The 20,059-nt window shown below is 73.4% G+C and carries 11 protein-coding genes; 7 read left to right on the forward strand and 4 right to left on the reverse strand.

The genetic code is table 11. From position 1 onward, the window contains the following. The first annotated feature begins 1 nt into the window (after nt 1). The 7 genes from Q5425_RS34145 to Q5425_RS34175 all read left to right on the forward strand — a co-directional run bounded on the left by Q5425_RS34145 (nt 2) and on the right by Q5425_RS34175 (nt 15,020). Nucleotides 2-625: a DUF2786 domain-containing protein gene (locus tag Q5425_RS34145; protein WP_308676481.1), complete on the forward strand. Its 624-nt coding sequence runs from the start codon at nt 2-4 to the stop codon at nt 623-625. Beyond that, nucleotides 622-1,842: an acyl-CoA dehydrogenase family protein gene (locus Q5425_RS34150; RefSeq protein WP_308676482.1), complete on the forward strand. Its 1,221-nt coding sequence runs from the start codon at nt 622-624 to the stop codon at nt 1,840-1,842. The genes Q5425_RS34145 and Q5425_RS34150 overlap by 4 nt, the downstream gene beginning before the upstream one ends. After that, nucleotides 1,833-2,810 carry a pyridoxal-phosphate dependent enzyme gene (locus Q5425_RS34155; RefSeq protein WP_308676483.1) on the forward strand — a complete coding sequence of 326 codons (978 nt, stop codon included), beginning with the start codon at nt 1,833-1,835 and terminating at the stop codon, nt 2,808-2,810. Before Q5425_RS34150 ends, Q5425_RS34155 begins: the two co-directional genes overlap by 10 nt. Then, complete coding sequence (locus Q5425_RS34160; RefSeq protein WP_308676484.1) at nt 2,810-12,949, forward strand: non-ribosomal peptide synthetase; 10,140 nt, start codon at nt 2,810-2,812, stop codon at nt 12,947-12,949. The genes Q5425_RS34155 and Q5425_RS34160 overlap by 1 nt, the downstream gene beginning before the upstream one ends. After that, complete coding sequence (locus Q5425_RS34165; RefSeq protein WP_308676485.1) at nt 12,946-13,767, forward strand: ABC transporter permease; 822 nt, start codon at nt 12,946-12,948, stop codon at nt 13,765-13,767. Before Q5425_RS34160 ends, Q5425_RS34165 begins: the two co-directional genes overlap by 4 nt. 84 nt (nt 13,768-13,851) lie before the next feature. Beyond that, nucleotides 13,852-14,055: an MbtH family protein gene (locus tag Q5425_RS34170; protein WP_308676486.1), complete on the forward strand. Its 204-nt coding sequence runs from the start codon at nt 13,852-13,854 to the stop codon at nt 14,053-14,055. Continuing rightward, nucleotides 14,055-15,020 (forward strand): ATP-binding cassette domain-containing protein, encoded by a 966-nt coding sequence (locus Q5425_RS34175; RefSeq protein WP_308676487.1) that lies wholly within the window; start codon nt 14,055-14,057, stop codon nt 15,018-15,020. The genes Q5425_RS34170 and Q5425_RS34175 overlap by 1 nt, the downstream gene beginning before the upstream one ends. Here the strand turns inward: Q5425_RS34175 and Q5425_RS34180 are convergent. From Q5425_RS34180 to Q5425_RS34195, 4 genes are all read right to left on the reverse strand, one after another. After that, entirely contained in the window at nt 14,995-16,314 is a 1,320-nt protein-coding gene (locus tag Q5425_RS34180) for a hypothetical protein (RefSeq protein ID WP_308676488.1), read from the reverse strand. The genes Q5425_RS34175 and Q5425_RS34180 overlap by 26 nt on opposite strands. A 162-nt stretch (nt 16,315-16,476) precedes the next feature. Further along, on the reverse strand, nt 16,477-17,466 hold the full coding sequence (sbnA, locus tag Q5425_RS34185; RefSeq protein WP_308676489.1) for a 2,3-diaminopropionate biosynthesis protein SbnA: 990 nt from the start codon (nt 17,464-17,466) through the stop codon (nt 16,477-16,479). A gap of 12 nt (nt 17,467-17,478) precedes the next feature. Then, on the reverse strand, nt 17,479-18,516 hold the full coding sequence (gene sbnB / locus Q5425_RS34190) for a 2,3-diaminopropionate biosynthesis protein SbnB (protein ID WP_308676490.1): 1,038 nt from the start codon (nt 18,514-18,516) through the stop codon (nt 17,479-17,481). A gap of 152 nt (nt 18,517-18,668) precedes the next feature. Next, entirely contained in the window at nt 18,669-20,045 is a 1,377-nt protein-coding gene (locus Q5425_RS34195; RefSeq protein ID WP_308676491.1) for an ATP-grasp domain-containing protein, read from the reverse strand. Between the last annotated feature and the right edge of the window lie 14 nt (nt 20,046-20,059).

The raw sequence follows: 20,059 nt of genomic DNA on the forward strand, positions 1-20,059 counted from the left end.
GATGACCACGATCTCGCCGCCGCTCACGGCGACCTGGCTGCGGTGCCACGACATCGCCCGGGCGGACGGGCTGGCCCCGGCACTGGCGGTGCTGCACGCGGCCCTGCCGGCCGGGGCGCCGGTGTTCGGGGCCGGCGGTGCGGCGGTCCTGCCGGCCGGGCCCGCGGAACGCGATGGCGACGTGCTCGTGGTCCGGACGGCGGAGCTGCCGGGCGGCTCCGTGGTCCTGGTGCGGACGAACCGGCCCGCGAGCCACCCCGACCCGATCCTGGCGACCGGGTCGGTGTGGCTGCGGCTGGGCCTGTCCGGTGCCCTGCTCGACACGGGGCTGGCCTACCTGGGCGGCCGGCGCAGTGGCGACACGACGCTGCTGCGCCGTCAGATGGTCCAGGGCGCCGTCGCCGAGGCGCTGACCGGCCAGCTCGAGGTGCGGGCGTTCCTGACCGCGCACGCTTCGGCCCCGCCGCCGGACGCGCTTTCCTACCTGCACCGGCGGCTCACCGACACCGACCGCGTCCTGCTGCGCCTGCTCGGTGCCGCGGGGTTCGTCCGGGGCGGCGCGGGCGAGGTCGCGGACGTCTCCGAGCTGCTCGCCGGGGCCTACACCCCGGAGGTCGTGGCGTGACGGCGACCGTGCTGGACGAACGGCTCGTAACGCTGCGGGACGCGGCCCGCGAGTGGGGCGCGGAGTTCCGCGGCGCGGGCGCCGGCCTCGACACCGACCCCGACGCCGTCGGCGAGCACCTCGACCTGGGCGGCGTCCGCGCCCTCGCCGCCATGCTCGTGCCGGCGGAGTACGGCGGGGCGGGCCTGCGCCTCGGTGGGCACCGCTTCCACGGCATGACGGCGATCGAGCGGGCGGTGGTGCTCGAAGAGCTCGCCCGCGGCGACGCCGGCCTGATGCTCGCCAGCCCGGGCGCGTCGATGTCCGGCGTGCTCGTCGACGTGCTGGCCGACCGGGAGCAGAAGGAGTGGTTCTACGGCCGGCTCCTGGAGCGGCCCACCTGGACGTTCTTCGCGCTGACCGAGCCGGACCGGGGTTCCGACGCCACCGCGCTGGAGACGGCGCTGAAGACCTCGCCGGACGGCGGGCCGCACCGGCTCGACGGCCGCAAGAAGTACGTCGGCAACGCCGCCCGGGCCGCGCTGGGGGTCGTGTTCGCCCGCACCGGCCCCGGGCCGCTGGGCGTGACCGCGGTCCTGGTGGACACGACCGACCCGGGGTTCCACGCCGAACCGCTCGAGTCGCTGGGCCTGCGTGCCGCGCGGATCTGCGAGCTGACGCTGGACGGCGTGGCGGTGCCCCCCGAACGGGTGCTCGGCCGGGACCGGTCGCCCGCCCGGCGGGGCATGTGGGCGTGCGTGCAGACGTTCAACCGGCTGCGGCCGGGCGTCGCCGCGATCGCCGTCGGCATCGCCGCGGCCGCCCACGACTACGTGCCGGCCGGGCTCGGCGGGCTGGACAAAACCGGGCGCGACCGGCTCGACGAGCTGGGGCGCCGCATCGACGGCGTGCGCCACCTGGTGCACCTGTCCGCCATCGAGGTCGACGCCGACGGCTCCCGCGGCCACCTCGCCTCGGCGGCCAAGGCCGAAGCGTGCCGGCTGGCCGAGGAGGCCACGCTCGAGGCGTGCCGCTTCTTCGGGCCGCGGGCCCGCTGGGACCACCCGGTGCTGGACAAGCTCGTCCGCGACGCGCGCGGCGTCGAGTTCATGGAAGGCGCCGGCAACATCCAGAAGCTCACCGTCTTCCAGGGCCTGGTGGCCGGCAAGGTCGGCCGGGGCGACCCCTTTCCCGCGCACGCCGCGGGATCATCGACCGGAGGTTCGTCGTGCGGGTGATCACGAAGCCGGAGGAGTTCGACGTCACGGACCTGTACGCCGACCTCCGCCACGTCGTGGGCCGGCGGGTCCTGATGAAGTGCGAGGGCTTCAACTTCGCGCGGTCGAGCAAGCTCAAGCCCGCGCTGGAGATGGTGGCGCTGGCCGAGCGGGCGGGGGTGCTGCGCCCGGGCTCGACCATCGTCGAAACGTCGTCGGGCAACCTCGGCGTGGCGCTGAGCCTGGTCGCGGCCAGCCGCGGGTACAAGTTCGTCTGCGTGACCGACCCGCGCAGCACGCTGCTCACCCGGCAGCTGATGCAGAACCTCGGCGCGGAGGTGCTGGTCGCCCCCGACCCGGCCGCCGGGCTGCGGCTCGTCCGCCGCCTGTGCGCGGAGAACGACGGTTACACCTGGCTGGACCAGTACGTGAACGCGGGCAACTGGATGGCCCACTTCCGCTCGACCGGCCCGGACATCCTGCGCACCGTGCCGGATCTGGACGTGCTCTTCGTCGGGGTCGGCTCGGCGGGCACCCTCACCGGGTGCGCCCGCTACCTGCGCCAGGTGCGGCCGCAGGTGCGGATCGTGGCCGTCGAGTGCGTCGGCCCCGGCCCGCGGGCCGCCCGCCGCAGCTCGGCCCTGCGCACCAGCGTGCGGTTCCCGGTCATCGACATGTCCCTCGTGGACGATCTCGTGCGGGTCGACGAGGCGGCCGCGATCCGCGAGTGCCGCCGGCTCGCGCAGCGCGGCTTCCTGCTCGGGGGCGGCGCCGGCATGGTGCTGGCGGGCGCGCTCGGCTGGCTGGCGGACAACGACGCGGGCGGGCCCGAGCCCACGGCGGTGGTGGTCTCGCCCGACCTCGGTGACCGCTACCTGGACACGATCTACCAGGACCAGTGGGTCAAGGACAACTACGGCCCGGAAGCGCTGCTCGACGGTGCCGAACCCGATTCCCGTTACGCCAAAACACTCTTCGAGGTGCCCTGATGACCGCGGTCGACGCATTCCTGCCCCTGTCCACCGCACAGACCGACGTCTGGTACGACGAGCAGCTGTCCGGGGGTGGCCTCGCCTACGCGATGGCGGACTACCTGGACATCACCGGCCCGCTGGACGTCGACGTGCTCCGGGCGGCCCTGCGGGCGCTGGCCGACGAAGCCGAGTGCTTCCGGGCCCGGTTCGTCGAGGTCGAGGGCGAGCCGCGGCAGCTCATCGAGCCGCTGACCGAGCTTCCGATCCGGTACCCCGATCTGAGCGGGGAAGCCGATCCGGAGGCCGCTGCGCTCGACTGGATGCACGAAGACATGCGGCACCCCTTCTCGCTTTCGGACTTCCCGCTCTTCCGCGGCGCCCTGATCAAGGTCGGCGAGCAGCGGCACTTCTGGTACCTCACCACGCACCACCTCATCGGCGACGGGGTCAGCGCGGCGATCTGCCACCGACGGCTCGGCGAGCTCTACAACGCGCTGCTGGCGGGGGAGGACCCGGGCGGCCGCGCGCTGCCGCCGTTCCGGCTGCTGCTGGACGCCGACCTCGCCTACCAGGACTCCCCGCACCGGCTGCGGGACAAGGCGTTCTGGGGACGGCACTTCGACACCACGCCCGACCTGGTCAGCCTGTCCGGCAAGGAACCGGCGCCGGCCCGCGGTTTCCTGCGGCGCACCATGAACCTGCCCCCGGAGACGGCGAAAGCGGTGCGCGAAGCGGCCGCGGCGGCGAAGGTGACGCTGCCGACGTTCTTCATCGCCGCGATGGCGGCCTACACGCAACGGCTTTCGGGCATCAAGGACCTGCTGCTGACCGTCCCGGTCGCGGCGCGCGCGGGCGTCCGCTCGCGGGCGACCCCGGGCATGGTGGCGAACTACCTGCCGCTGCGGATGCTCGTCGAGCCGCAGATGACGATCGCCGAGCTGCTGACCCAGGCCTCGGGCGAGCTCGCCGCGACGCTGAAGCACCAGCGCTACCACGTGAACCAGATCCGCCGGGACATCGGCGTGCGCAGCGACGAGCGCCGCCCGTTCGGCGGCCCGTTCGTCAACGTGCTCCCGCCCGAGCCCGGCCTGCGGCTCGGCGACTGCCACACGCGCGTGATGAACCTGTCGACCGGGATCACCAACGACCTGTCGCTGACCGTGCTCGACGTGACCGAAGACATCATCGAAATCCACCTGAACGGCAACCCCGACCTCTACGACGCCGACGGCGTCGCCACGCACCTGGAGCGGCTCGCCGGGTTCGTCGGCCGCCTCGCCGAGGCCGACTCGTCGGCGGTGCTCGGCGCGGTCGACGTCGTGTCGGCGGACGAGCTGGGTGAACTGCTGGCGGCCGGGATCGGGGCGACCGGGCCGGTGGGGGCCGACGTGGTGTCGCGGATCTGCGACATCGCGCAGGCATCGCCGGAGGCGGCCGCGGTGGCCGACGGCGGGGAGCAGGTTTCGTACGGGTCCCTCGCCGGCCGGGCGAGCGCCCTGTCGCGCCGGCTTCCGGCCCGCGGTGTGGTGGGCGTCCTGGCCGACCCCGGCGCCGGGTTCGTCTCGGCCGTGCTGGGCGTGCTGTGGTCGGGTTCGGCGTTCGTGCCGCTGGACGCGGGGATGCCGGTGGCCCGGCTGGCCGGGCTGCTGGTGGACTCGGGTGCCTCGCGCGTGGTCGTGGGCCCCGGCTACGAGGACCGGGCGGCCGAGGTGGTGGCCGCGGCCGGCGGTGCCGCCGGGATCGTCGTGCTGGACGCCGCCGAAGACGAGGAATGGGCCCCGGTTTCCCGGGGCGACGCCGGTCTGGACCTCGGCTACGTGATCTTCACGTCGGGCTCGACCGGTCGCCCGAAGGGGGCGATGGTGCACCGCCGGGGGATGGTGAACCACCTGCTGGCGAAGGTGGAAGACCTCGACCTGGAGCCCGCGGACGTGGTGGTGCAGAACGCTCCGGTCACGTTCGACGTCTCGGTCTGGCAGATGCTGGCGCCGTTGCTGGTCGGCGCCCGGGTCCGGGTGGTGTCCCGGGCGATCGCGGCCGACCCGGACGCGTTGTTCGGGTTGATCCGGGCCGAGGGCGTTTCGGTGCTGGAGGTCGTGCCGTCGTTGCTGCGGGCGGCGCTGGACTCCTGGGACCTCGCCGGGCGGTCCGCCGATGTTTCGGGGCTGCGCTGGCTCGTGGTGACCGGGGAGGCGCTGCCGCCGGACCTGTGCGTGCGGTGGTTCGCGCGGTTCCCGGACGTGCCGCTGGTGAACGCCTACGGCCCGACGGAGTGTTCGGACGACGTGACGCACGCGGTGATCCGGTCGGGCGCCGAGGTGGTGCCGATCGGCCACGCGGTGCGGAATTCCCGGTTGTACGTGCTCGGCGACGAGCTGCGGCCGGTGCCCGCGGGGGCGATCGGTGAACTGTTCGTCGGTGGTCTGGTCGTCGGCCGTGGTTACGTGGGCGATCCGGCGCGGACGGCGGCGGTGTTCGTCGCGGATCCGTTCGGTGGAGCCGGAAAGCGGATGTACCGCACCGGCGACCGGGTCCGGATGCGCCCGGACGGTCAGCTGGAGTTCGTGGAGCGCCGCGACTTCCAGGTGAAGATCCGCGGGCACCGCATCGAGCTCGGCGAGATCGAGAGCGTCCTGCGGTCCGTGCCCGGTGTCCTGGACGCCGTCGTGCGGGTGCTCACCGACGCCGACGGCGGCAAGCGCCTCGCCGGCTACCTGATCGGCGTCGAAGGTGAAGGCCCGATCGACGCCGGTGACGTGCGCAGCACCGCCCAGCAGCTGCTGCCGGACTACATGGTCCCCTCGGCACTGGTCGTGCTCGACGAGCTGCCGCTCACCGAACACGGCAAGGTCGACCGCGCCGCGCTGCCCGCCCCGGACTTCCGGGCCGAGGTCGTCGGGCGCCGCCCCCGCAACACCGTCGAGACGGTCGTCTGCGACATCCTCGCCGAAGTGCTGTCCGTGCCGCGGGTGTACATCGACGACAACTTCTTCGCCCTCGGCGGCGACAGCATCAGCGCGATCCAGGTGGCGGGCCGGGCCCGGACGGCCGGTATCGAGCTCACCCCGCGCGACATCCTGGAGCGGCGGACGCCGGCCGCCATCGCCGAGCAGGTCGGCCTCCGCGAGCCGGGCGCCGACGTCGAAGCGGCCGCCGTCGCGGCCGGACCGCTGGTCGAACTGACCGAAGCCGAACTGCGGGAGCTGGCACCGGAGGGCGGCCGCATCGAGGACGCCCTGCCGCTGTCGGCGCTGCAGCAGGGCCTGCTGTTCCACTCCGAGTTCGACCCGGACGGCGTCGACGTCTACACCGTCCAGGCGACCGCGGACCTCGCCGGCGCGCTGGACGTCAACGCGCTGCGCGACGCGTGTGCCGCACTCCTGCGCCGCTACGCGACCCTGCGCGCCTACTTCCGGCACCGCCGGGGCGGCGAAGCCGTGCAGCTGATCGCCGCCGAGGTCGGCCTGCCCTGGACCGAGCTCGACCTGTCCACGCTGCCGGCGGCCGAGCGCGAGGAGCGGCTGGGCCGGCTGGCGGCCGAGGACCGGGAGCGCCGGTTCGACCTCGCGCACCCGCCGCTGGTCCGGTTCACGCTGATCAAGGTCGCCCCCGGGCGCCACCGCTTCCTCTGGACCGCCCACCACATCGCCACCGACGGCTGGTCGGTGCCGATCCTCATCCGCGAGCTGGCCACGTTGTACACCGAAGGCCCCGCGGCGGCGCTGCCGGAGGTGACCCCGTTCCGGAACTACCTCGCCTGGCTCGGCCGCCAGGACGAGCAGGAAGCCCGGCAGGCGTGGCGCGAGGTCCTCGACGGGCTCGCCGAGCCCACGAAGGTGGCGCCGGAGATCGACGGCCACCTGAAGGCGGTGCCGGAATCGGCCGAGGTGGTGCTGTCCCGGGACGAGACCGCCGAACTGGTGGCGTGGGCCCGGCGGCACGAGCTGACCTTGAACACCGTCGTGCAGGCCTGCTGGGCGATCATGGTCGGCAGGCTCACGGGACGGCGGGACGTCGTGTTCGGGTCGGTCACCTCCGGGCGCCCGGCGGAGCTGCCGGGCGTGGAGACGATGGTCGGCATGTTCATCAACACGGTGCCGGTGCGGGCCGACCTCGACCCGGCGAGCACCCTCGGCGAACTCCTGGTCTCCCTGCGCGATCAGCAGGCCAGGATGTCGGCCTACCAGCACGTCGGGCTCGCCGAGGTGCAGAACGACGTGCCCGGCCTCGCCGGCACGGGCGAGCTGTTCGACACCGCGATCGTGTTCGAGAACGTGCCCGCGGACGACCAGGGGACCGAGGTGGTCCTGGGCGGCGACGTGCGCGTGCTCGACGCCGTCACGGAGGACTCCCGCCACTACCCGCTGAGCCTGGTGGTGAACCCGGGCAGCGAACTGGCCTTCCGCTTCGACTACGCACCCGAGGCGTTCGACGCCGGCCGCATCGGCCTGCTCACCGGCGTGTTCCGGCACCTGCTCGACACCGCCGTCGCCGATCCGTCGGTGGTCCTGGGCGGGATCGACGTCGTGCCGGCGAGCGAGCTGGAGCGCGGTGCCGGTACCACCGGCGTGGTGGGCGCCGATGTTGTGGCCCGGGTGTGCGGCTTCGCGTTGGCGACGCCGGAAGCGGCGGCGGTGGCCGACGGCGGCGCGTGGGTTTCGTACGGGTCTCTGGCCGGTCGCGCGAGTGCGTTGTCGCGGCGGCTGGGTGGTGGCGTGGTCGGGATCCTGGCCGACCCCGGCGTCGGGTTCGTGTCGGCCGTGCTGGGCGTGCTGTGGTCCGGGTCGGCCTACCTGCCCTTGGACCCGACGTTGCCGGTGACCCGCTTGGCCGGGCTGCTGGTGGACTCGGGCGCGGGTTCGGTGGTGATCGGCGCGGGCTTCGCGGACTTGGCGGCCGAGGTGGTGGCCGCGGCCGGTGGCGGCGTCGAGGTCGTCGTCCTGGACGACGCCGAGGACCGGGAGTGGGCGCCGGTTTCCCGTGGTGATGCGGGTCTGGACCTGGGTTACGTGATTTTCACGTCCGGTTCGACGGGCCGTCCGAAGGGGGCGATGGTGCACCGCCGCGGGATGGTCAACCACCTGCTGGCGAAGGTCGAGGACCTGGGCTTGGAGCCGTCGGATGTGGTGGTGCAGAACGCCCCGGTCACCTTCGACGTCTCGGTGTGGCAGATGCTGGCGCCGTTGCTGGTCGGCGGCCGGGTCCGCGTGGTCTCGCGGGTGGTGGCCGCCGATCCGGACGCGCTGTTCGGGTTGATCCGGGCCGAGGGCGTTTCGGTGCTGGAGGTCGTGCCGTCGTTGCTGCGGGCGACGCTGGATTCCTGGGACCTGGCCGAGCAGGCGGACGTCGACGTCACGGGGCTGCGCTGGCTGGTGGTGACCGGGGAGGCGCTGCCGGCGGACCTGTGCGTGCGGTGGTTCGAGCGCTTCCCCGGCGTGCCGCTGGTGAACGCCTACGGCCCGACGGAGTGTTCGGACGACGTGACGCACGCGGTCATCCGGTCGGCGGCCGAGGTGCCGGGCGGCCGGGTCCCGATCGGCCGCGCGGTGCGCAATTCCCGCTTGTACGTGCTGAGCGACGAGCTGCGTCCGGTGCCGGCCGGCACGGTGGGCGAGCTGTTCGTCGGCGGCCTGGTGGTGGGCCGGGGTTACGTCGGTGATCCCGCCCGCACGGCGGCGGTGTTCGTCGCGGATCCCTTCGGTGGTCCGGGTATGCGGATGTACCGCACCGGCGACCGGGTCCGGGTGCGCCCGGACGGTCAGCTGGAGTTCGTGGAGCGCCGCGACTTCCAGGTGAAGATCCGCGGGCACCGCATCGAGCTCGGCGAAATCGAAGCCTGCCTCGCCGCGCACGCGGGTGTCGGGGAAGCGGTCGTCACGGTCCACGGCACGGGCAACGACCGGCGGCTCGTCGCGTACGTCTCCGGTGCCGTCACCGCCGAGGAGCTGCGCGAGCACGTGACCGCGCAGCTGCCGGCGTACATGGTCCCGGGTGCCTACCTCGTCCTCGACCGCTTCCCGCTCACCGCGCACGGCAAGATCGACCGCAAGGCGCTGCCCGCCCCGGAACAGCACACCGGCGCCGGCGTCCGCGGCCCGCGCACCCCGGTCGAGGCCGCGCTGTGCGAGATCTGGGCCGACGTGCTCGGCGTGCCGGAGGTCGGCATCGACGACGACTTCTTCGTCATCGGCGGCCATTCCCTGCTGGCGAACTCCGTCGTGAGCCGGGTCCGGTCCGCGTTGGCCGCCGAGCTGTCGATCCGCGACCTCTTCGAAGCGCGGACCGTCAGCAGGCTCGCCGGCCGGCTCGTCTCCGCGGGCCAGGCGGGTGCCGGCTTCCGGAAGCTCGAGCGGCCGGAGCGCATTCCGCTGTCCCACGCCCAGACCCGGATGTGGTTCCTGAACCGGCTCGAAAGCGCCGGGTACAACATCCCCCTGGCCGTCCGGCTCGGCGGGGAGCTCGATCCGGCGGCGCTGGCGGCCGCGCTCGGCGACGTCGTCGAGCGGCACGAGATCCTGCGCACGGTCTTCCCCGACGTCGACGGGGTGCCGTTCCAGCGGGTGCTCCCGCACGCTCCGGGCGAGCCGCTCGCGACGGCGACGGTCGCCGAGGCCGAGCTGACCGCGACGCTGGAGGCCGCGGCGAGCCGCGCCTTCGACCTCGCCGCCGACCGTCCGCTGCGTGCGGCCCTGTACCGCGTCGAGGACACGGCCGAGCACGTGCTGCTGCTGGTCCTGCACCACATCGCCGGCGACGGCTGGTCCGTGGACGTGCTGGCCCGCGACCTGGCCACCGCCTACGACGCGAGGGTGCGGGGAGCCGCGCCCGGCTGGGCGGAACTGCCCGCCCAGTACGCCGATTACGCGGTCTGGCAGCGTGAGCTGCTCGACGACCGGCAGGCCGCAGGCAGCACGGCCGACCGGCAGTGGCAGTACTGGCGCGACGCGCTCGACGGCGTGCCCGACGAGCTGCTGCTGCCCGCGGACCTGCCGCGCCGGGCCGCCACCGCCTTCCGCGGCGGCTCGGTCGGCTTCGAGGTGCCGCCGGCCGTTCACCAAGCACTGACCGCGGTGGCCCGCCGGTCCGGGGCCAGCGTCTTCATGGTGGTGCAGGCGGCGGTGGCCGCGCTGCTGACCAAGCACGGCGCCGGCACGGACATCCCGCTGGGCAGCCTCGTCGCGGGCCGGTCGGAGGAGGTCACGAACGACCTCGTCGGGTTCTTCGTGAACACCCTGGTCCTGCGCACCGACACCGGCCGCAACCCGACGTTCGCCGAGCTCGTCGCCCGGGTGCGCGACACGGACCTCGAGGCGTACGCGCACCAGGACCTGCCCTTCGAGCTGCTGCTCGAGATGGCCCGGCCCGCGCGGTCGCTGTCGCGGCAGCCGCTGTTCCAGGTGATGTTGTCGTTCTACGAGGTCCCGGATCCGCGGTTCGAGATCGGCGGCCTGCAGGTGCGGCCGGAGGTGTTGCCCGCGACCGGCGCGAAGTTCAAGTTCGACCTGACGTTCCAGCTCGGCGAGCGCCCCGGCGAGGCCGGGATGGAGGGCAGCATCGAGTACTGCGCCGACCTGTTCACCCCGGAGACGGCGGGCCTGCTGGCCGAGCGGCTGAACCGGCTGCTGTCCGCGGTCGCGGCCGACCCGGACCGCCCGCTGAGCCGGATCGAGCTGTCGGCCCCGGCCGAGCAGGGTGTGTCCGGCCCGGCGGACGCTGGGGTTCCGGCGGAGCTGCCGGCGCTGCGGGGCAGCCGCGGACCGGCGCTGGTCTGGCAAGGCGGTCACCTCAGCCACGCCCAGCTGCGCCGCCGCGTGACCGAAGCGGCCCGCGAGCTGGTTGCCGGCGGGGCGGGCCCGGAGCGGACGGTGTCGATCGGGACGGCTTCGGCGGTGGACCGGGTGGTCCACGTCCTCGCCGCTTTGCAGGCCGGAGCCGCGTACCGCTTGGTTGACCCACAGTCCGGTGTGACGATCGAGGACGGTCGCTCGGCCGGCCTGGCGGCCTCCGGGGCCGAGGCCGGTCGTTCGGAGGGCGAGCCGGTGGTTTCCCGGCGCGAGGCCGGTCGCCCGGGCGGTGAGCCGGTGACTTCCGGGCGAGCCCCCAGCCACCCCGGCACTGCGCCGGTAGCCCCCGGAAACGCCGCTGCCCACCTGCCGGACGGCACGATCCTCTCCCGCCGCGCGCTGGCGGAGTCGGTCGCCGCACTGCGGGAGTCGATTCCGGCCGGGCGGCGGGTCGTCGTCCCCGCTCGGCCCGATGCCGTTCCCGCCGTGCTCGCGGCGCTGGCCGGCGGTGGTTCCGTCCACCTCGTCGAGGCCGAGACCGGGGATGCCGCCGCGCTCGCGGAACTGCTCGAAGGCGAACTGCCCGCGGTGCTCGTCGCCACGCGGGACATGGTCGTCGCGCTGGCGGCCCGGCACGAGCACGCCCTCGCCGGGCTCCGGCTGATCGTCACCGGTGCGCCGCTCGCCGCTCCGCTCACGGACCGGCTCTACCGCGCCGGAGCGGAGGTGCACACGCACTACGGCAGCCTGCTCGGCCGGACGGAGCCCGGCGGGGCGGCCCAGCTGCCCGGCCCGGCTCGCGCGATGAGCGCGTACGTGCTCGACGAGACGCTCCAGCCGGTCCCGCCGGGGGCGCACGGCGAGCTCTGGTTCGCCGGCCCCGCGCTCGCCCGCGGTTACGCGGGGGAGCCCGGCCGCACCGCGGCCCGGTTCGTCGCGGACCCCTTCCGGCCGGGGTCGCGGATGTACCCCACCGGCGACCTGGTCCGCCGCCGGCTCGACGGCGGCCTGGAACTGGTGGCCGGAACCGTGCGGGCGCGCGGGTTCGCCGTCCGGCCGGTCGAGGTCGAGACCGCCCTGCTGCGGGGTGCCGGGGTCGCGGCGGCGGAAGTCGTGGTCCGCGACGACCGGATCGTCGCCTACGTCGTCGCCCGCGGGGACGTACCGGACCTGCGCGAGCACCTGGCGCGGGAGCTGCCGGACTTCGCGGTGCCGTCGGCGATCGTCGAGCTCGACGCCGTGCCCCTCACCGCGGCGGGCGAGCTCGACCACGCGAAGCTGCCCGCCCCGAAGGCGAAAACTCGCGCGGAAGGGCAGACGCCGGCCGAAGAGGTCCTGCGGCTGGCGTTCGCCGAGACGCTCGGCCTGGCCACGGTCGACGTGGACGCGGACTTCTTCGCCTCGGGCGGCAACAGCCTGCTCTCGGTGCGGCTGGTCGCGCTGGCCCGCAACGCGGGTCTGCGGTTCACCGTGGCGGACGTCATGACGCACGGGACCGTCGAGCGCCTGGCCGCGCTGGCCGGCGTGGGTGACGGTGACGGCGGCGACGGCGGCGACGTGCTCGACCCGTTCGCGCCGGTGCTGCCGATCCGGCCGACCGGCGACCGCGAACCGCTGTTCTGCGTGCACGCGGGACTCGGGCTGAGCCTGCCGTACCTGGGGCTCGTCCAGCACCTCGACCCGGGCCGCCCGATGTACGGGCTGCAGTCGCCCAACATCGGCGGGGACGGCGAGCTGCCGGTCAGCGTCGAGGACGTCGCCGAGGAGTACGCCGCCCGGATCCGCGCGATCCAGCCCTCGGGCCCGTACCACCTGCTCGGCTGGTCGTTCGGCGGGCTGCTGGCCCACGAGATCGCCGTGCAGCTGCAGGAAGCGGGGGAGCGGGTCGAGACCCTGTGCGTGCTGGACAGCTTCCCGGTCGAGGCGGCGGGCCAGGCCCCGCCGACCCGCCGCGAGCTGCTCGTCAGTTTCCTGGAGCACCTCGGCCACGACGCCGGCGAGTTCGCCGGTGCGGACCTGTCCGCGGCGGACGTCATCGACGTCCTGCGCCACGGCGGGTCACGCCTCGCCGGGATCGGGGAGGAGCGCATGTCCCGCGTGCTCGACGTGATGAGCAACAACGGCGAACTCGCGGTCCGGTTCGAACCCACCCGGTTCTCGGGACGGCTGCTGCTGTTCCTGGCGGCCGACGGCCTCACCGAGGACGACCTCGCCGAGCGGCCCGCGCGGTGGGCGCCGCACGTCGACGGGGCGATCGAAACACACCGCATCGACTGCGGGCACGAATTCATGATGCACGCGCAAGCCCAGGCCGAAATCGGCCGGATCGTCGCCGCCGAACTGGACGGCTCTTCCAAGGAGGACGAATGAGTGTGATTTCCGCGGCCGGGAGCCGTCGGTCCGCGGTGGGCGACACCGTGGTCGAAGTGCTGGCGCTCGCCGGGCGCCGCCTCACCCACCTGCGCAACGTGCCCGGCCGCCTGCTGGCGATCACCCTGAACCCGCTGATCACCATGCTGGCGATCGGTTACGTGTTCAAGGACGCGGTGATCGTGCCGGGTGGCGGCAGCTATCCGGAGTTCCTGTTCCCCGCGGCGCTGATGCAGGTCGGCCTGGCCGGCATCGCGCCCACCGCCATCGCCGTGGCCACCGACCTCAACGGCGGCCTGACCGACCGGTTCCGCTCGCTGCCGATCACCCGGCCCGCCGTGCTGATCGGGCACTCCCTCGGTGACCTCGTGGTCGGCCTGATCGCGCTCGTGATCACCGTGGCGTCCGGCCTGCTCGTCGGGGGCCGCGTGCACGGCGGCGTGCTGCCGCTGCTCGGGGGTTTCGCCCTGCTCGTCGTGTTCCTCTACGCGATGATCTGGGTCGGCATCCTGCTGGGGCTGTCGCTGCGGAACCCGGAGGCGATCGACGGTATCGGCGCGGTGGCCTCGCTCGGGCTTTCCTTCCTGTCCAACGCCTTCATGTCGATCGACCGCCTGCCGGCGTGGCTGCGGCCGGTCGCGGAGTGGAACCCGGTCAGCTCGGTGACCACCGCGGTGCGCCGGATGTGGGGCACCCCGGTCGAGGAGACCGGCGGGTTCCCGACCCAGCACCCGGGCGTGGTCGTGGCGATCACCCTGATCGTCACCCTGGTCGTCGCGGGCACCTTGAGCTTCCGCAAGTACCGCACCATCAAGTAGCGGGTCAGGTGGCGGTCAGCGTGCCGTCAGCCGGTCCGAACACCATGACAGCAAGCCACCAGGCCCGACAGACGGAGATGTGAAGTGACGAGTCCTTTCGACGATGAGAACGGCCGGTTCCTCGTCCTGGTCAACGACGAGGAAGAGCGCAGCATCTGGCCGGTGTTCGCCGCGGTGCCGCCGGGGTGGCAGGTCACGCTGGGGGAGAGTTCCCGCGCGGACGCGCTCGCCCACGTCGAGGCCACCTGGACCGACCTGCGCCCGAAGAGCCTGCGGGACGCCGGCTGATGGCGAGCGACGCGCTCGACCGCGAAGCGGCCATCGAGGTTTCCGGGCTGCGCAAGGGATTCGGTGACCACCAGGCCCTGGCCGGCATCGACCTGCGGGTGCCCGCGGGGTCGGTGCTGGGCCTGCTCGGCCCCAACGGCGCGGGCAAGACCACGACGGTCCGGGTCCTGGCGACGCTGCTGCGTCCCGACGGCGGCACCGCGCGGGTCGCCGGGTTCGACGTGGCCACGCAGGCGAAACAGGTGCAGCGGCGGATCGGCCTCGTCGGCCAGTACGCCGCGGTCGACGAACTGCTCACCGGGCGGCAGAACCTCCAGCTGCTCGGCACGCTGCTGCACCTCGGGCGGCGCGGGGCTCGGGAGCGGGCCACCGAGCTGCTCGAGCGCTTCGACCTGACCGCGGCCGCCGACCGGGCGGTCGGCACGTACTCGGGCGGCATGCGGCGGCGGCTCGACCTGGCGACCTGCCTGATCGGCCACCCGTCGGTGCTGTTCCTCGACGAGCCGACGACCGGCCTCGACCCGGCCAGCCGCAGCACGCTGTGGGGGATCGTGCGGGGCCTGGTCGACGAGGGCGTGACGGTCTTGCTCACCACGCAGTACCTCGAGGAGGCGGACTACCTCGCCGACCACATCGTCGTGATCGACCACGGCCGGGTGATCGCCGAGGGCACCGCCGACGAGCTGAAGCGCAAGATCGGCGCGGAGCGGCTCGAGGTCGCCGTCGCCGACCCCAAGTGGCTCGAGCCCGCGGTGTCGGCGCTGTCCGGCGTTTCGGGCTCGTCGGTGACCGTCGACGAACGCAAGCGGAGCATCGCGGTCGAGCTGCCCGAAACCGCCGGGGGCATCGCGGCCGCGGCCGCCGCCCTGCGTGACGCCGGCGTCGAGTACACCGACTTCGCGTTGCGCCGTCCGACGCTCGACGAGGTGTTCCTCGACCTCACCGGACGTCCTTCGGCCACCTGACCGGCCGCCACCAGCTGGTCCGTCCCCCGAGGACGGCCAGCCGGGGCAGCAGCAGGAACCGGACGATCGTCGTGTCGACGACGAGGATCACCGCGGTCGCCAGCGCGAACTCGCGGACGTCCCCGCCTTCGGTCAGTCCCCAGACCAGCCACATCACCACCGTCACCACCAGCGCGCCGCCGGAAGCCGACCAGGCCCGGCGGCACGCGTGTGCGACGGTGTTCCGCCGGGACATCCCGGCGAGGGTCTCGCTCCGCAGCCGGTGCAGCAGGTAGACCTGCAGGTGGTTCGCCGGCACGAGCAGGGCGATCACCAGGACCATGGGTGCCCACCGCGGCATCGGATCGACCAGGACCGCCAGCATCCCGAGCCCGGCGAGCCCGGCGAGGCCGTTCAGCAGGAACGTCGCCAGCGCCACCACCGGGCGCCGGTAGGCGACGAGCGTGGCCGCGCCCAGGACCACCAGCAGCGTTGTCACCCCGCAGCCGTCCAGGTCTTCGGCGAGGGGCCGGCAGCCCGCGCAGGCGGGGAAGAACACCCGCAGCGACCCGTAGACCGCGGCGACGCCGAGCGTGAGCACGCCGACCGCGATGGCGGCCGGCCGCACGAACCGGGGGAGGTCGCTGATCTTGAGCGCCGAGGACGGCGGTGGCAGCGGCCTCGCCGAGGCCAGCACACGATCGGTGAGCGCGGGCAGCAGGCTGAGCGCGGCGACCGTCACCACCAGCACCACCACGAGCGCGGCGGTGGCCAGCGGCGCCGCCGCGGCCGCGCCGACGACCGCGACCGCGGCCAGCGAGACGGCGAGGCTGCCGCCGGAGATCAGCGCGGCGTTGCCGGCCGTGCTCGCGACGATCTGGGCGGTCCGCGTCGCGTCGTTGCCGCTCGCCACCGCTTCCCGGCTCCGGCAGAGGGCGAACAGCATGTGCTGGACCGCCACCGTGATGACGACCAGCAGCGCCGCGGTGCCGGCGAGCGGCGACATCGGGACGGTCTCGGAAACCGTGTCCAGTATCGCCGCCGCCGCGGCCGTGACCACGCTGAGGAACAGTGCGGAGACCAGCAGCAGCAACCGGGAGAACGGGGCGCTCACGAGCACCGCGATCGGCGCGGCGACCAGCGGCCACCAGTTGGCCGCCACGTCCGGGTCGGAGAGGGAGCCGTCGCCGAGCCGGTGCCCGCCGGTGAGCGCGGGCAGCTCGACCACGGCGACGAAGGCCAGCCACAGCACGATGACCGCGCTGGGGTGGCCGGCGGACCAGCAGGAGGTGCGAACGGCGAGCGAAGGCTTCACGAAAGTCCCCGTTCGACCCGATGGCGAGGCGGCGTTGGCGGTGCGTTCCTATCCGCGCATGTCGTCGAGTCTACTGGACCGTGACGGCGCGTTCACGGGGTGTGAGACCCGGATCCGCGGTGGTGCTAGGCCGTGTGTGGTGGATCACAGCGCCGGGCCCGGTCATCGGACGGGCCCGGCGAGCCGGCTCGCGGCGTCGTCTTCGAGCAGCTCTTCGCCGTAGAGGTCGGCCACCCACTGGTCGTGGTAGACGGTGTCGAGGTACCGGTCGCCGAGGTCGGGCGCGATCGCCACGGCCGGGCCGAGTGCTTCGTGGTCGTGCTCGGCCAGCCACGTCAGGGCGCCGCTCACGACGGTGCCGGTCGACCCGCCGAAGCAGAACCCCTCCCCGGTGAGGGCCCGGCAGGCGCGCACGGTGTCCGCTTCGGCCACGTGCACGACGTCGTCCACATAGGACAGATCGAGCAGCGGCGGCCGGATCCCGGTGCCCAGCCCGGGGATCATCCGGCGCGCCGGCGGTGTGCCGAAGGTGACCGAGCCGACCGTGTCGATCGCGACCACCCGGGTGCCGGGCCGGTGCTCCCGCAGGTAGCGGGCACACCCCATGAGCGTCCCGGTGGTGCCCGCGCCGATGAAGACGACGCCGGCGTCGGGAAACCCCTCGGCGATCTGCGGACCGGTCGTTTCGTAGTGGGCGCGCCAGTTCCCGGGGTTTTCGTACTGGTTGAGCCACACGTGGCCGTGCTCGGCGCACAGCCGCTTGACGAGCTCGATGCGCGCACCCAGCAAGCCGTGCTCCGGGTGCGGCTCGGTGACGATGCGGACCTCCGCCCCGAGCGTCTCCATCAGCTGCCGGGCCCCGAGCGTGCACCGCGAGTCGGTCACGCAGACGAACCGGTACCCGGAGCTGGCGGCGACGAGGCTCAGCGCCACCCCGAGGTTGCCGGAGGAGCTCTCCACGAGCGTCGAGCCGGGCCGCAGGTCGCCGCGGCGCTCGGCCGCGGCGACCATCGAGCGGGCGGCCTTGATCTTGATCGACCCGGCGAAGTTGAAGCCCTCGCACTTGAGGAAGAGCGGGCGGCCGGCGAACCGGCGGAGGTCGACGAACAGGTCGTCGGTGTTGAAGTCCTGCGGGGCGGTGATGATCGGCACGAAGTCCTCCCGTTACCGCTTGCCGTACCGGTCGAGTTCGAAGAAGAACCCGTCCACGGTCCGCAGGTCGCCGGAAGCACGCAGCTGGTCGTAGATGTGCTTGCCGACGGCGAGGTCGAGCACCCCGAGCCCGAACGGCGAGAAGACCAGCGGCCGGTCCTTCGGCAGGACGACCTTGCCGGTCATCACGTCGTGCAGGGTCCCGGACAGGAAGTCGCGGTCACCGGTCTGCTGCTCGGCCAGGTGCACCGACGTGTTCGCCTTCAGGCAGTGCTCGACGTCGTCGACGACGTTGGTCGCCGACAGGATCACCTCCGGCGCCAGGTCGCGCAGCGAGACGTGCAGGACCAGCGGGTTGTGCTCGAACCACGCCGGGTCGTGGACGTGCGGCTCGCCGGCGACCGTCGCGAACACGACCAGGTCGCTGCCGCGGATCAGGTCTTCCGCGGACTCGTGGACGGTGACCGACGGCTGTCCCGACGCGCTCAGGTAGCCGCTGAACCCCTCGGCGTGCGCCGGGTTCAGGTCGAACACGCCGACGTCGTCGAAGCTCCAGCCGGCGGCGGCCAGGTACGCGTGGACGTACCGGGCGATCAGGCCGGTGCCGACGATGCCGAGGCGGGCGGGCCGGGGCCGGTCCCGCGTCAGCCGGTCGGCGGCGAGCGCGGCCGACGCGGCGGTGCGGGTGGCGCTGATGATGGAGCTTTCCAGGCAGGCCAGCGGATACCCGGTCCGCGGGTCGTTGAGGACGAGGATCGCCGAAGCCCGCGGCAGCCCGCTCGCGACGTTCTCCGGGAAGCTCGAGATCCACTTGAGGCCGTCGACCGCGATGTCCCCGCCGACCGACGCCGGCAGGGCGATGATCCGCGAGGACGGCCGGTCGGGGAAGCGCAGGAAGTAGGACGGCGGGTTCACCGTGTCACCCTCGCCGTGCAGGCGGTAGGCCGACTCGATGAGATCGATGACGAGCTTCTCTTGCCCGTCGAGGACGTCGTGGACCTGCGCCCCGGAGATCACGGCGAACTCCGGGCCGGACGTGCTGCTGCTCATGCGGGAAGCCTCCTGAGGCGATGGGTGGGCGAAAGCGCCCCAATGTGGCGTTGGTTGCGTCCAGCGCACCCAATGTGGCGTTCGGTGCGTTGGACGCACCGAACGCCACATTGGGGCGCTTGGCCCGGGGCAGTGAGGGCTGCCCCGGCGGGTCAGTCCGCGGTGAGGGTGGCGAGGCGCTCGGAGATCTTGCGGTCCAGTTCGTCGAGCAGCTCCGCCGACGGGCCGATGAGCACGCCGTAGAGCCGGCCGGCGAACGCCTCGCCCGCGGCCGCGAGCCCGGCGCCGGCGTTGACCGTGGCGAAGTTGTTGACCAGCAGCCCGCTCCCGGAGCCGGCGAACAGCAGGTCGCCGAGCGTCTCCCGCAGCCGCGCGAACGGCAGGGGAGCGGTGAGGCGCACCGGGTAGTGCCGCGCCATCGCGACGGCGCCCTCGGGCACGAACCGTTCCTGCAGCGGCACCTGGTAGGTCGACATGTTGTTGCGGGCGTTGATCTCCAGCACCGGGAAGATCCCGCCGTCCGGTTCGACCAGCGCGTCGACGCCGACCACGCCGTAGTAGCCGTCCCCGGCCAGCCGGGCGCCCAGCGCGTCCGCCGCGTGCCGGATCACCGCGTGCTGGGCCTCGTCGAGCCGGGCGGGCATCCGGTGTCCCTTGTGGACACCGTTGTCGGTGATGGCCTCCTTGACGAAGTCGAACCGCACCGAACCGTCCCGGGCCACGGTGAACTGGTAGTTCAGGTCGGCGTGCTTGTCGACCCACGTCTCGGTGACCAGCGCGATCCGGTCGCGGCCGGCCCGCTGGGCGGAGCGCTCGATCATCCGCTGCAGGCGCAGCAGCCGCTGCTCGCTGGTGACGACGGCGATGCCCTTGCCCGACACGCCGAACGCTTCCTTCACCACCACCGTGCCGCCGTCGGCCAGCACCTTGGCCGCCTCCGGCACCGCCTCGGCCAGCTGGGCGGGCGTGTCGCAGATCCAGCCGGGCGGCTGCCGCAGCCCGAGCTCGTCGGCCAGGCGCCTGCTGTAGACCTTGCTGTTGACGGACTTGCAGAGCGCGGCGGGCGGGGTGGCCAGCGGAACGCCGGTGCGGGCCGACAGTTCTTCTTCGACGGCCGACGCGCCGTGCGGCAGCAGGTGCGCGCCGTCGGTCGCCAGCTCGGCGAGCGCCGCGACGAGCGCCGGATCGGCGAGCGCGTCCTGGCTGACGTTGCGCGCCGGGTCCGGGTCCGCCACGACGTGCACTTCCGGCAGTTCGAAGCCGAGGTCGAGCAGGTAGCGGTGGTAGCCCGGGTCGGGTGCGTGCTTCAGCACGACGTGGTCGCCCTTGCCGCCCAGCAGCAGTGCGAACTCGTCCATGCTGTTGACCACCGCGGTGCTGCCCGCGGCCGACACCCGCGGCAGGCCGAGCTCGTCGGCGGCCCACAGCTCCTCGACCTCGAAGTTGCCGAGGAAGACCAGCGGGTGCTCGGCCGAGCCGAGCGCCGCCGTCTTGAGCCGCGCGATGAAATTCGGGCTATCGGTGTCCATGGCGGACCTTCCCC

Origin of the sequence: Amycolatopsis sp. A133, from assembly GCF_031082405.1 — a bacterium.
In the GTDB taxonomy this organism is placed as follows: Bacteria; Actinomycetota; Actinomycetes; order Mycobacteriales; family Pseudonocardiaceae; genus Amycolatopsis.